Annotated in this window: 7 protein-coding genes and 7 pseudogenes; 6 read left to right on the top strand and 8 right to left on the bottom strand. The window is 65.9% G+C overall.

The annotated features are described in order from the left end of the window. Positions 1-20 precede the first annotated feature (20 nt). From ACPEE0_RS21280 to ACPEE0_RS21270, 3 genes and pseudogenes are all read right to left on the bottom strand, one after another. A pseudogene (locus tag ACPEE0_RS21280) lies at positions 21-971 on the bottom strand (ABC transporter permease); the annotation flags it as partial. A 2-nt stretch (positions 972-973) separates the two neighbouring features. Next, complete coding sequence (locus tag ACPEE0_RS21275) at positions 974-1,957, bottom strand: ABC transporter permease (RefSeq protein ID WP_009357942.1); 984 nt, start codon at positions 1,955-1,957, stop codon at positions 974-976. A gap of 263 nt (positions 1,958-2,220) precedes the next feature. Then, positions 2,221-2,831, bottom strand: a pseudogene (locus tag ACPEE0_RS21270) (TetR/AcrR family transcriptional regulator). Between the two features lie 123 nt (positions 2,832-2,954). Here ACPEE0_RS21270 and ACPEE0_RS21265 point away from each other — a divergent pair. The 5 genes and pseudogenes from ACPEE0_RS21265 to ACPEE0_RS21245 all read left to right on the top strand — a co-directional run bounded on the left by ACPEE0_RS21265 (position 2,955) and on the right by ACPEE0_RS21245 (position 6,834). Beyond that, positions 2,955-3,510 (top strand): annotated as a pseudogene (locus tag ACPEE0_RS21265) (NAD(P)H-dependent oxidoreductase). Between the two features lie 175 nt (positions 3,511-3,685). Next, complete coding sequence (locus tag ACPEE0_RS21260) at positions 3,686-4,507, top strand: GerMN domain-containing protein (RefSeq protein WP_235046861.1); 822 nt, start codon at positions 3,686-3,688, stop codon at positions 4,505-4,507. 64 nt (positions 4,508-4,571) lie between these two features. Beyond that, positions 4,572-5,859 (top strand): annotated as a pseudogene (locus tag ACPEE0_RS21255) (PLP-dependent aminotransferase family protein). A gap of 45 nt (positions 5,860-5,904) precedes the next feature. Beyond that, positions 5,905-6,332 (top strand): annotated as a pseudogene (locus ACPEE0_RS21250) (universal stress protein). Between the two features lie 154 nt (positions 6,333-6,486). Then, positions 6,487-6,834 (top strand): hypothetical protein, encoded by a 348-nt coding sequence (locus ACPEE0_RS21245; protein ID WP_009357937.1) that lies wholly within the window; start codon positions 6,487-6,489, stop codon positions 6,832-6,834. Here ACPEE0_RS21245 and ACPEE0_RS21240 read toward each other — a convergent pair. The 5 genes and pseudogenes from ACPEE0_RS21240 to ACPEE0_RS21220 form a co-directional block, all read right to left on the bottom strand. Continuing rightward, positions 6,813-7,430, bottom strand: coding sequence for a phosphatase PAP2 family protein (locus ACPEE0_RS21240; RefSeq protein ID WP_009357936.1), 618 nt, complete (start codon positions 7,428-7,430; stop codon positions 6,813-6,815). The genes ACPEE0_RS21245 and ACPEE0_RS21240 overlap by 22 nt on opposite strands. Positions 7,431-7,435: 5 nt before the next feature. Then, positions 7,436-8,924: pseudogene (locus ACPEE0_RS21235) on the bottom strand (dihydrolipoamide acetyltransferase family protein). A 7-nt stretch (positions 8,925-8,931) separates the two neighbouring features. Next, positions 8,932-9,912 carry an alpha-ketoacid dehydrogenase subunit beta gene (locus tag ACPEE0_RS21230; RefSeq protein ID WP_133350486.1) on the bottom strand — a complete coding sequence of 327 codons (981 nt, stop codon included), beginning with the start codon at positions 9,910-9,912 and terminating at the stop codon, positions 8,932-8,934. Continuing rightward, a pseudogene (gene pdhA, locus ACPEE0_RS21225) lies at positions 9,912-11,152 on the bottom strand (pyruvate dehydrogenase (acetyl-transferring) E1 component subunit alpha). Before pdhA ends, ACPEE0_RS21230 begins: the two are co-directional and overlap by 1 nt. 148 nt (positions 11,153-11,300) lie before the next feature. Next, positions 11,301-12,419: a histidinol-phosphate transaminase gene (locus ACPEE0_RS21220; RefSeq protein ID WP_354176204.1), complete on the bottom strand. Its 1,119-nt coding sequence runs from the start codon at positions 12,417-12,419 to the stop codon at positions 11,301-11,303. A 65-nt stretch (positions 12,420-12,484) separates the two neighbouring features. Between ACPEE0_RS21220 and ACPEE0_RS21215 the strand changes: the two genes are divergently transcribed. Next, the gene (locus ACPEE0_RS21215) at positions 12,485-12,913 is read left to right on the top strand and encodes a phage holin family protein (protein WP_009357934.1); all 429 of its coding nucleotides are present in this window, start codon (positions 12,485-12,487) and stop codon (positions 12,911-12,913) included. Positions 12,914-12,924 lie beyond the last annotated feature (11 nt).

Raw genomic sequence — 12,924 nt, 5'->3', positions numbered from 1 at the left:
GGTTCCGTTGTTCCTGGCCCTCTTTTCCTCGCCTTGCCGCTGGAACTGGAGCTGGGGTCGAAGGCGTCACGCAGGCCGTCGTTCATCATGGCCAGGGACCCGGTGAGGAGGAACATGACGGTCAGGGGCACCCAGAACATCCAGGGGAACGTCTGGACCTGGGAGGTGGCGCCGCCGATCAGCACGCCGAGGCTGACGTCCGGGAGCTTGATGCCGATGCCAATGAAGGAGAAGGCAACCTCCGCAAGGATGGCGGCGGTGACGCCGCGGGTGATGTCCAGGACCAGCAGCGAGCCGATGTTCGGCACCAGGTGCCGCCAGATGATCCGGCGCGGCGGCACTCCCATGTACTGGGCCGCCTTGACGAAGTCCCGCTGCATGAGGGACATGGACAGTGACCGGATGAGGCGTGCGGTTCCCATCCAGCTGAAGACCAGCAGGACGATGATCAGCAGCAGCCAGGAGGGCAGGTCCTGTTTGAGCCCCGCTCCGCCGCCGCTGGTGGCCACGGCAACCACCAGGAGTGCCGGCATCATGATGAGCGCTTCAAGGACGAAAAGCATCAGCTTGTCCACTTTGCCGCCGAAGTAGGCCATGGTGCAGCCGTAGACCGCGGCTATAAGGACCGAAACAAGTCCCACCACCAGGCCGATCAGGATGGAGATCCGGGTTCCCTCCACCGTCATGGCGTAGAGGTCGATGCCCGCCTGGGAGGTGCCCAGGTAATGCTCGGCGGACGGCGGCATCCCGATGTTGAAGGGGTCGATGGTTTCCTTGTCCCAGGGCGTGAAGTACCCGCCCACAAAGGAGAACAGGGTCAGGGCAAGGAAGATGGCCAGGCCGGCCACGGCTGTCTTGTTCCGCATGAACCGGCGGAAGATGATGGTGGACTTGCCGATGACGACGTCGGCGCCTTCCAGGTGCGCATCCTGCGCCGCTGCTGCCGGATCGACGGCGTTGAGGTTGGTCACGGCTACTGCACCCTCACTCTCGGGTCAACCAGGGTGGTGGCAAAGTCCGCCAGGATGGCTCCCAGGGCGAAAATGACCGAGCCGTAGGCGAGCGTGGCCGTGGCGGCGTTGACGTCCTGCAGCGAAATGGCGTCAATGCTCCAGGAGCCAACGCCGGGCCAGGCGAAGATCTTTTCCGCAAAGAATCCGCCGGCGAAGATGGCCGGGATGGTGAAGGCGATACTTTGTGCCACCGGGATGAAGGAGACCCGCAGCGCGTGCCGGGTTATGGCCTGGTTGCGGCTGAGCCCCTTGGCGCGGGCCGTCCGGACGAAATCCGCATTCACGTTGTCCAGTAGGTACTGGCGCTGGGCGATCTGGTAGGAACCCCATCCCACCAGGGTGATTGCGACGGTGGGGACCGCGTAATGCGCCAGCATGTCCACGAACTGCGCCCAGCCCGGTTCAATCCCGGGGGTGGAGATGCCGGTGACGAAGAAGATGCGTTCACCCACGGACTCGTTGATATTGATAGCCCCCAGTTGCACCAGGAAGTAGGCGATGGGTGCGGGCACGATGTAGGCAAGGTAGCTGTACGACGTGATGACCCGGTCCTGGAACTTGTACTGCCGGGCGGCGGAGTAGACCCCCAGGGCCACGCCGATGACAAGGGTCAGGATGATGGATGCGAGGAACAGCCTGGTGGAGATCCATACCCTGTCGCCGAACTCCGCGTTGATGAAGGCCCCGTTGGGGCTCCTGCCCCAGTCCCACCGGGTAACGATGGCGGTCAGCCAGTCGACGTAGCGCTCCCAGGGGCTCAGGTCCGGGTCCAGCCCTTTGAGCCGCATCGAGGCAGCAACCTGTTCGGGAGTGGGGCGCGGAATGCGTTCCTGCTCGAGCAATGCAGGCTTCAGGGAACTCACCGCGAGGAAGTAGCCCGCGGACGTCGTCAGGAAGATCATGACCACGTAAATGAGGCCGCGCCGCGCGAGATACCTGAGCACGCTATCTGGATCCTTCCGTCCCCACCGGATCAGCGGGAGTTGTACCGCGTCACCGGATCCATTGCCAGCGGGTAGCTGGCGACCCGCACCCTGGCCGGGCGTCCTGGCGGACTATGTCGCGGGTCACATTCCAGAGGAAACTACCACAGGCCGCCAGCGAATTTGCGGGCGACCGGGGCGAAAGCTACCCGCGGGTACCAGATTGTTATGAATAATTCTGTGAAGTTGATTTGACTGGACGCTGGGGCATCTGCCCGCGTAATCTATGCGCCTTTGACCACCCGTGTGACAAGATCCTGCCACGACGCAGCCAGCCTGTCAGCGGTAATCCCGTGGACCCGCACCAGGTTCAGAAGCCGCCCGGGGTCCAGGGCAGCGCCCAGGGAGCCCGCCATTAGCCATGGGTCGGAGGTGAAGCCTTCTTCGCGGAGCAGCACTTCGATATGGCGGTGCCAGAGCGCCGCTGCCGGCACCTCGAAGCGGCTGCTGCGCGAGGCGTTCTCCGCCGCGAGCACAAGGTCGCCGAACTCCACCACATACGCGATCCGCGCCGCCCCGAAAGCAACAAGCCGCTCAAGGCCGGGAGCGCCCGGCCCCAGGGAGGTGGACCAAACAGGAAGCGCTCCTGGAACGCCGCTTCGGAGTCGTCGAGCAGCGTCAGCAGGAGGCCGGCCCGGCTGCCGAACCGGCGGAATACAGTTCCTTTGCCCACTCCGGCACGCTCCGCGAGACGGTCCATAGTGAGCGCCTGTGCGCCGCCCTCCTGGATGATCTCCCGGGCGGCCGCCAGCAGCCGCTCCCGGTTGCGGGCGGCGTCACTGCGTTCAGCTGCCGTCGCCGGCGTCATGCCCGGCCGCAGTGGGATGAGGCTCACAGCGTCATTCTAGCCCCCGGGAATAGAAACGGACCGTGGTCCGTTTAGCCTGGTGAAAGGCATGACCAGCCTCAGAGAAAACCGGCAAGCGGCGCCCCGCTGCCACCAAGACAAGGAGTTCTTATGACCAAGAGCAAAGTACTGACTCTCGTCGGCAGCCTGCGTGCCGAATCCACGAACCAGAAACTGGCGGAGGCAATCCAGCTCAACGCCCCCGAGCAGGTGGACGTCGTCATCCATGAAAGCCTGGGCAATATCCCCTTCTACAACGAGGACATCGACGTTGAAGGCAAGGTTCCCGCCGCTGCCGCCGCCCTCCGTTCGGCAGCCAGCGAAGCCGACACCGTCCTCCTGGTAACCCCCAGCACAACGGCACGGTGCCCGCCGCCCTGAAGAACGCCATCGACTGGCTGTCCCGCCCCTTCGGCGCCGGCGCCCTCGCCGGCAAGCCCACCGCCGTCGTCGGAACTGCGTTCGGCCAGTACGGCGGCGTCTGGGCCCAGGACGAGGCCCGCAAGGCCGCGGGCATCGCCGGCGCCCAGGTCCTCGAGGACGTGAAGCTGGCCGTCCCGGCTCGATGGTCCGGTTCGCCGAAGTCCACCCCAAGGACGACGCCGAAGTGGTTGAGCAGATCAAGGGCGTATTCGATGCCCTTGCTGCTGCCGCACCCGCAGCCTAAGGCGCAATATCCCGCGGGCAACGCCCGGTCCGCCCTCCGACGGACCGGGCGTTGCCGCCTGCGGACACCGTGACCAACTCTTGTCCCAACCGGTACCTCCCGGACATACGCACCCGGAAGGGCCAGCCGTAGCATTGATGCACGAAACGTACCGGAACGGGATCGCGGTGCAGTCATGGCAGCAGGGCGGAGCGCCGGGAGGCGCCGGACAAGGAAGCGCTGGGCGGCGGCAGCCCTCGCCCTTCCGCTGCTCCTTGCCTCCTGCGTGAACCAGGCCCCACAAACACCCTCCGCCGCCTCCCCCAACCCGGGCAGCGGTTCCGTCAGCAGCCCTGCACCGACTCCCGTCCCCACCGCTCCCGCGCCGCAGCCTCAGGAGCCAGCCCCGGCCGGCACTCCCACCACGCCGCCCGAACCCACCCTCGCCCCAACCCCAACCCGGCCCTCGACCAGTCCCCCTGCAATGGCACCACCCCAGGGCCTGTCCGTCCCGGAGGCGGCGCGGCCGAGGGAAACAGCCGCAACACGGTCCCCGTCCCCCGCCAAGTCGAGTCCTCCTGTGAACCCCGCGGCACCACGGATGCTTACCGCTTACTACGTCCTCCTTGACGACGGCGGCAGCAGCGGCGTGCGTTTCGGCTGCAACGACAGCCTGGTGGGACTGGCCCGGGCCGCACCCGGGACCGAGCCCCTGCTGACTGCGGCGATGAACGCCCTGCTCCAAGGGGCCGGAGACGCCGACATTCCGCTGGATCCGATCGAGGTGTCGGATGTTTACAACGCCTTGGACGGCTCCGAGCTGACGTTCCTGTCCGGGAGCTTCGACGGGACCACCGTGACGGTCTACTTGGCCGGAACGCTCAGCCTTGGGGGCGCCTGCGACGTTCCGCGAGTGGAGGCCCAGTTGACCCACACCGCCGTGGCCGCCGTTGGCGCCATCAGGGCGGACGTTTACGTAAATGGACAGCCCCTTTCCGAGGTGCTGCGCCAGGACTAGCCCGTAGGCACTAATTTGCAACAGGTGTTGCTTTTTAGGCAACCCCCGGCTGTATCCTGTCGGTGTGAGCCACGAAACAATCGACGCAACCGGGACGCTGCCAGCGGAAGCAATAGATGCGATCGAACGGGCCGCCACATCGGCGCACCGGCACGAGGAACTGTTCTCGGACCGGGCCGCGAACATCCGCCAGTCCGCGGTTCGCGACGTCTTTGACATCTCCATGCGCCCGGCCTGGTCTCCCTTGCCGGCGGAAGCCCCTACCTCCAGTCGCTGCCGCTGGAGCGGCTGGGTGCCACGGCGGCCCGGATCATTGCAGAGGACGGCCTGACCGCGCTGCAGTACGGGACCGGCCAGGGACCCTGGAGCTGCGGACCCAAATCTGCGATGTCATGGCCGCCGAAGGAATCCTGGATGCCCTGCCAGAGAACGTGGTGATCACCGCCGGCTCCCAGTCAGCGCAGGACGTAGCCACGAAGGTCTTCTGCAATCCGGGGGACGTGGTGCTGGTGGAAGACCCGACCTATGTGGGCGCGCTCAACACATTCGAGTCCTACCAGGTGCAGGTGGAAACGGTGGGCATGGACGAATCCGGCCTGGTCCCGGAACTGTTGGAGGCAAAAATCGCGGCGCTGCAGCTGTCCGGCAAGAGCATCAAGTTCCTCTACACCATCCCCAACTTCAACAACCCCTCCGGTATCACGCTGGCAAAGGAACGCCGCCAGCAGGTCGTCGACATATGCCGCAAGGCGAATATTCTGGTCCTTGAGGACAACCCCTATGGGCTGCTGCGCTACAGCGGCGAGCCACTGCCTCCGCTGCGTGCCGATAACGCCGACGACGTCATCTACATGGGGTCGTTCTCCAAGATTTTCGCTCCGGGCCTGCGCATCGGCTGGGCCCTGGTGCCCGAACACCTGCAGCGCCGGTACTACCTTGCCGCTGAATCCGTCACGCTGTGCCCGCCCACCCTGAACCAGATGCTCGTCTCCGCCTACCTCCGCGACTACGACTGGAAGGGCCAGATCGAGACCTACCGGAGCCTGTACGCCGAGCGCTGCCAGGCGATGCTGGCCGCCTTGAAGGAATTCATGCCCGCGGGGACAACCTGGACCACCCCGGAGGGTGGCTTCTTTGTCTGGGTGACCCTCCCGGAAGGCCTGGACACCTACCCGCTGCTGCACAAGGCGATTGACGCGGGCGTGGTCTTTATCCCCGGCGCCGCCTTCACGCCGTCGGACGAGCCGTCCAACAAGCTGCGCCTCGCCTTCAGCGCGGTGCCCCCCGAGGCTATTACCGAGGGCGTGCGCCGGCTGGCGCCGGTGCTTCAGGAAGCCATCGCCGCGCTGTAGCGTTGGCCACACCAGTGCCGCGGAACCAAGCAAAGGAGCAAACATATGAGTGGAATCATCGTTGTTGGGGTTGACGGCAGCGGAACGGCAAAGAAGGCGGCGGAATCCGCCCGGGACCTGGCCCTCGCCCTGGATGCCTCGCTCCATGTGGTGACGGCCTTCGACAGTGACAGGACAGAGGTGTTTGGCAGCGGAAGCGACCAGTGGATCGTCTCCGACGCCGACGCCGCCGAGCATGTTGCGCGGACAGTGGCGGAATCACTGGGAGGCGGCGGGAAGGTAACGTACTCGGCTGCCCGCGGCCGCCCTGCTGACGCCCTGATCAAGGAGGCCATCCGGATGGAGGCCCGCATCATCGTGGTGGGAACCGCAGGATGCAGGGCATCGGCCGGGTCCTGGGCAGCGTGGCGAACAGCGTGGCCCACAACGCGCCCTGTGACGTCTACATCGCCAACACGTACGACGCCGACTAGGAGTTACCGCGGACACTCCCCTGGTGGCCAAGGTCGCCCCGGGGGGTGTCCGTTCTCACGCGCTATACGCCATTTAAGCCCTGAGCGCAAAGATAAAATTGAATCAGGCCCCAACGGTGCGGACAACAGCAGACACCACTACCAAGGGGCACCATTGATCACTCTCCAGCGCCGCCAGCTCGTAGGCCACGACATCCTCCTGGCCCGCCACGGAAACCACATCTGCTCCATGCGGGTTGACCGCAGCAACGGAACCGTCGTGGCACTGCTGGATGACGGCAGCGTTGACAGTGCGCCGAACCTCATTGCCCCTGACCTGCAGCTTCCCGAAACCGTAGGCAGCGTGCTGCGCGAGGACTGGAAGCTGCTGACGGCGTGGGCCGGAATGGCTGCCGCGATGGGCGTGCTGCTGACGGCTGCGGCTGTGGCCCTGGGGAACACCGCCGATCCGGCCGCCCTCGAGATGTTCACCACGATGTCCTACGGCGCCATCAGGCCCTGAAGCATCCACCAGATGCCCGCCATCACCACTCCCCCGAAGAGTGAGCCTGCCACCACCTGAGCCACGGTGTGCGCGCGAAGCACCACGCGCGACCAGCCGACCGCCGGTACCAGAAGCAGCAGCGGGGCCCACGCCGGCCCCAGCATCAGGACGGCGATAACGGTAGAGCAGGAAATGGCTGCTGCATGGCCGCTCATTTTCCAGAACGGGCTGACAGCGGCCAGGACCACCACCCCGCCGACCACGGCGAGGACCATGGCAACAACGCTCCGTGGCGCCCCCGCCGCCTCCAGGACCAGCAGCCCGGCCAGGATCGAGCCCAGCGCCATGAGCAGGACCGGTGCCCGCTGTTTCCTGTCACTGACGTGGTGGTCTGTGACCTTTCCAAGCCGCACCAGGACCAGCAGCAGGATCAGCGGCAGCACGCAGACGAACACGGCTGCCAGCGCCCCGTACACCATGGTTCCGGGGAACCCGTCCTCCGTCAGCGGGCTGACCAGCAGCTGGATGCTGACCACCACGGGCGGCTGGAACGCCTCGGTCAGCCATCTGGCGGTCCTGTTTTTCGCCCGGATGGTGTTGCTGTTGACAACCACGTCCCTTAGTCCAGGAGCAGCGCGGGCTCTTCCAGGATGGCCGCAACGTCTGCCATGAAGCGTGCGGACAGGTCACCATCCACCACCCGGTGGTCGAAGGAGCCGCCAAGGGTGGTGATCCAGCGCGGGATGACCTCACCGTCAAGGACCCAGGGCTTCTGCTTGATGGTGCCGAACGCCACGATGGCCACCTCGCCGGGGTTGATGATGGGCGTCCCCGTGTCGATGCCCAGCGCCCCGATGTTCGTGATGGTGAGCGTGCCGCCCTGCATTTCGGCGGGCTGGGTCTTGCCGGCCCGTGCAGTGGTGGCAAGGTTGTTCAGCGCGAGGGCCAATTCCTTGAGGGACAGGTCCTGGGCGTTCTTGATGTTCGGCACCATCAGGCCTCGCGGTGTTGCAGCGGCGATGCCCAGGTTCATGTAGTGCTTGACGTGGATCTCGGCGGCGTCGGTGCCGTCGGCGTTGTCCACCCAGGTGGCGTTGACGCTGGGGTTCCGTGCGGCAGCCCAGATGACGGCCTTGGCCAGGATCAGCAGCGGCGAAACCCGGATGCCCTCGAAGTCCCGTGACGATTTGAGCCGCTTGACGAACTCCATGGTCCGGCTGGCGTCGACGTCCACGAAGATGCTGACGTGCGGAGCGGAGAAGGCCGACTCCACCATCGCCTTGGCCGTGGCCTTGCGGACACCCTTGACCGGAATCCGTTCAATCCGCTGGTCCTGCGGCTTGCCCGCCTTGCCCAGAAGCCGTCCGCCTTGTCCAGTTCGGCGTCGCGCTGGGCCTGGTAGCTGACCAGGTCCTCCCGGGTTACCTCGCCGCGGGAACCGGTAGCCACCACATCCGCCAGGTCGATGCCCAGGTCCCGGGCAATCTTCCGCACGGGAGGCTGGCCAGGACCCGGTTGACCAGCCCGGTAATGGTGCCGCCCAGGGTGGGCCGGTTGTCGATGGCGTCCGCCGGGGCGGAAGCGGCGGGGCGTGGGGCTTGGCTGACCTCCGCCGGCGTATGGGGCTGGACCGGTTCCACCTCGGGTGCGTTGACGGTCACGGCGGCAGAGGGCTGCACCTTGCGCGGGCGGCGCTTGACGGCGTCGGCCTTGGGGCCGGAACCCACCAGCGGACCGCCGGTCGGGGCATTGTCCTGCGCGTCGGCGTCGTCCCTTGCGCCCTCCTCGTCGGCAGGGAGCGTGCCGTACAGCGGCTGCACGGGTGCTTCCGGGGCGCGAACGTCAGCGGGCGTGGGATCGCCTTCCACTTTGTCGCTGACGCTGATGATGGCCGTCCCGACGTCGATGGTCACCCCTTCCGGGACCAGCAGCTCAGTGACGGTCCCGGCGAAGGGGGACGGCAGTTCCACGATGGACTTGGCGGTTTCGATCTCGCAGAGGACGTCGTTGATGGCAACGGCGTCGCCGGGCTTGACCTTCCAGGAGACGATCTCGGCCTCGGTCAGGCCTTCGCCGACGTCGGGCAGGTTGAACTTGTTGAGAGTCATGGTGTCCTCAGTAGGAGAGGGCGCGGTCCAGCGCCTCCAGGATGCGGTCGATGTCCGGAAGGTAGTCTTCCTCCACCTTCGCGACGGGGTACGGCATATGGAAGCCACCAACGCGGATAACGGGGGCTTCAAGCGAATGGAAGGCCCGCTCGCTGATGCGGGCCGCGATCTCGCCGCCGATCCCTCCGAAGGTAGGCGCCTCATGGGCGACGACCAGGCGTCCGGTCTTCCGTACGGAGGCGGTGACCGTGTCAAAGTCGAGCGGCGAGATGGAGCGGAGGTCGATGACCTCCACGCTGCGGCCGTCCTCCTCGGCCGCGTTGGCGGCGGCGAGGGCAACGGGGACCAGTGGCCCGTAGGCGACGACGGTGGCGTCGGTGCCTTCCCGAAGGACATGGGCCTTGAAGGGATCGGCGGCGTGGCCCGGCGCTTCGGTGTCAACCTCGCCCTTGAGCCAGTAGCGGCGCTTGGGCTCGAAGACGATCACCGGGTCCTGGCAGTCCACGGCCTGCTGGATCATCCAGTAGGCGTCGTGGGGGTTGGACGGGGTGATGATCCGGAGCCCTGCGGTGTGGGCGAACAGCGCTTCGGGTGATTCCGAGTGGTGCTCCACGGACCCGATGCCGCCGCCGTAGGGGATGCGGATGACCACCGGCACCGTGAGGTTGCCGTTGCTGCGGGCGTGCATCTTGGCCAGCTGGGTGGTGATCTGGTTGAAGCCGGGGAAGACGAACCCGTCGAACTGGATCTCGCAGACCGGCCGGTAGCCGCGCAGGGCCAGGCCGATGGCGGTGCCGATGATGCCGGACTCAGCCAGCGGGGTGTCCACGACACGGTCGGGGCCGAACTCGCCGATCAGCCCGTCGGTCACCCGGTACACGCCGCCGAGGGGGCCGATGTCCTCGCCCATCAGGAGTGACTTGGGGTTGCCGGCCAGGGTGGCGCGCAGGCCCTGGTTGATCGCCTTGGCGATGGTCATGGTGGTCATCAGTGGCCTGCCTTTGCTGCTGCCTGTCCCTGTTCCGCGGAGGAATCAACACCGGCAAAGCCGGCCTCGTATTCTTCGAACCATGCCAGTTCCTCGGCCACCAGGGGGTGGGCCTCAGCGTAGGTGTTGGCAAAGGCGGAGCGGATGTCCGGAGTCTCGAGGTCATGGGTGGTGCGCCGGACATAGGCCGCGAGTTCGTCGCCGTCGGCCTTGACCCTGGCAAAGAAGTCGTCATCCGCCAGGCCCTCGGCACGCAGGTACTTCTCCAGCCGGAGCAGCGGATCCTTGGCACGCCAGGCGTCTTCCTCGGCCGAAGGGCGGTACTTGGTGGGATCGTCGGCAGTGGTGTGCGCGCCAACGCGGTAGGTGAAGGCCTCGATCAGGACAGGACCCTTGCCCTGCCGGGCGTGCTCCAGGGCCCACTCCGTGACGGCGTGCACCGCGATGACATCGTTGCCGTCCACGCGGATGCCGGGAAAGCCATAGCCCTTGGCGCGGTTGGACAGCGGTACGCGGGTCTGCACGTTGGTGGGGACGGAAATGGCCCAGTGGTTGTTCTGGCAGAAAAACACCACAGGGGCGTTGTAGGAGGAGGCGAACACCATGGATTCGTGGACGTCGCCCTCGGAACTGGCGCCGTCGCCGAAGTAGGCGATCACTGCGGCGTCCGGTTCCTGGCGGGCCCCGCCGGCCGCTGCGGCCAGCTTCTGGTCCCGCTGGATGCCCATGGCATAGCCCACTGCGTGGAGTGTCTGGGCGGCGAGGACCAGGGTGTAGAGGTGGAAGTTGGTGTCCTTCGGATTCCAGCCGCCGTTGGATACACCGCGGAACTGGCGGAGCAGTTCAGCAAGGTCAACGTTCCTGGTCAGCGCGACGCCGTGTTCCCGGTACGTGGGGAAATGTCGTCCTGCGGCTGGCTCGCCCGGCCCGATCCGATCTGGGCTGCTTCCTGTCCTGTGAGCGGAACCCACAGGGCCAGCTGCCCCTGCCGCTGGAGGGCGGTGGCCTCAACATCGAACCGGCGGATTGCGGCCATGTCCGCGTACAGCCCGCGCAGGCGCTCCGGCGTGAGCTTGTCCGCGTACTGGCTGTAGACCGGGTCAGCGCCGAGCTTCCCGTCAGGTCCCAGCAGCTGCACCATCTGCGCCGGGGGCTCGCCCATGACGGCTTCCGCGTCAGCTTCCCGCTGGTCGTCTACCGCTGTTCCGTCGAACTCGGTGGAAGGCAGATGTGTGCCCATACCGTCTCCTTGCTTGCCGCATCCGGATGCAATGCAATGTCGCTGGGATATATGCCTCTTACGGAATACATTCCCGTTGCGGCATATACATTGGCTTACTGATCCTAACTTTATCTTCAGTAGGTAGGCACGGGAGTACTGTTAAGCGCTAGGAAGGACCTGAGGGCTTTGTATAGTCCGCACACAACTGCAGGAATCTCGTATTGGCCTCCTGCTCGCCGATGCTGACCCTGACCCCATCGCCCGGGAACGCCCTGACGGACAGGGCCCGGGCAGCGGCCAGGTCTGCGAAACGGGTACTTTCGGCACCCAGGGCCAGCCACACGAAGTTCCCTTGGGCATCGGGAACAGTCCAGCCCAGGTCCCGCAGGCCGGCCGCCACCCGGGTCCGCTCATCCACGAGCATTTGTACCCTTTCTACAACCTGCGGGAAATTCTGCAGCGAAACTATTGCTGCCTTTTCTGCAATCTGCGACACGGCGAACGGGGTGGCAGCCACCCTCAGGTGCTGTGTGAGCCCCGGGTTGGACACGCTGTAGCCCACCCGAAGCCCTGCCAGGCCATGGGCTTTGGAAAACGTGCGGAGCACCACCACGTTCGGGTACTTGCGGTAGAGGGCCAGGCCATCCACGGCGTCGGCTGCCCGGACGAACTCCTGGTAAGCCTCATCGATGACCACCACAACGCTGGAAGGCACGGAGCGGATGAAGGCTTCAGTCTCTGCTGCTGCCAGCGCGGGACCGGTGGGGTTGTTGGGCGTGCACAGGAGGATCACCTTGGTGCGGGCAGTGACGGCGGCGGCCATGGCTGCCAGATCGTGCCGGCCATCGGCGGTGACCGGGATGCGGACACTCTCGGCGCCTGCCAGGCCAACGCTGATGGGATAGGCCTCGAACGACCGCCAGGCGTAGATGACCTCATCGGGCTTGCCATCGTCGTTCTGGCCTGCGAACGTGGCCAGGACCTGGTTCAGCGCGCCCAGGCTGCCGGCACCGGTGACGATGTCCTCCGCCGGGACGTCCAGGAATTCGGCAAGGGCCTCCCGCAACCGGCTGCTGAGCGGGTCCGGGTAGCGGTTGAAGTCCTGCTGGCGCGCGATGGCCTCCACAACGGCGGGGAGCGGCGGAAGCGGGTTCTCATTGGAAGAGAGCTTGTAGCTGGCCAGTCCTTCGACGGCGGCCGGCGGCTTCCCTGCCGCATAGCGGGGCAGCCGGCCCACCACCGGGCGCGGCGGAATCCCGTCGGCCGGGGCCTCTGAAGACGTCATGCAACCCAGACTACTTCTCTCCGTCTTGTAAGCCCGCGCACAGTGCCCTGTGCAAGCATGGTTCCATGGGCTCCTTCATTCTTCGGATCATCATCAACGCCGCAGCGCTGTGGGTGGCGAGCTGGATTCTGCCGGGACTGGAAATCTCCAGCTCCGCTGCCTCCGAGGCCGTTGCCGAACGCGGCGTCACAGAGGGCACCGACGCCGTCGGGCTCGTCCTGGCCTACCTGTTCATTGGCGCCATCTTCGGCATCGTAAACGCTTTCGTCAGGCCGCTGGTCAGGTTCCTCGCCCTGCCCCTCACCATCCTGACCCTGGGCCTGTTCACAATCATCATCAATGCAGCCATGCTCTACCTGACGTCCTGGATCAGCAGCTACACGCCGGTGGAGTTCACCATCGACTCCTTCTTCTGGACAGCTGTGCTGGCGGCAATCATCATCTCGCTGGTTTCGATGGTGGCCAGCGTCCTGCCAGGGGCACGGAAGCGCTAGCCCGCAGGGCC

Source organism: Arthrobacter sp. SD76 (assembly GCF_049726125.1).
Classification (GTDB): Bacteria; Actinomycetota; Actinomycetes; order Actinomycetales; family Micrococcaceae; genus Arthrobacter; species Arthrobacter nitrophenolicus.
This window is presented reverse-complemented; position numbering and strand designations above follow the sequence as displayed.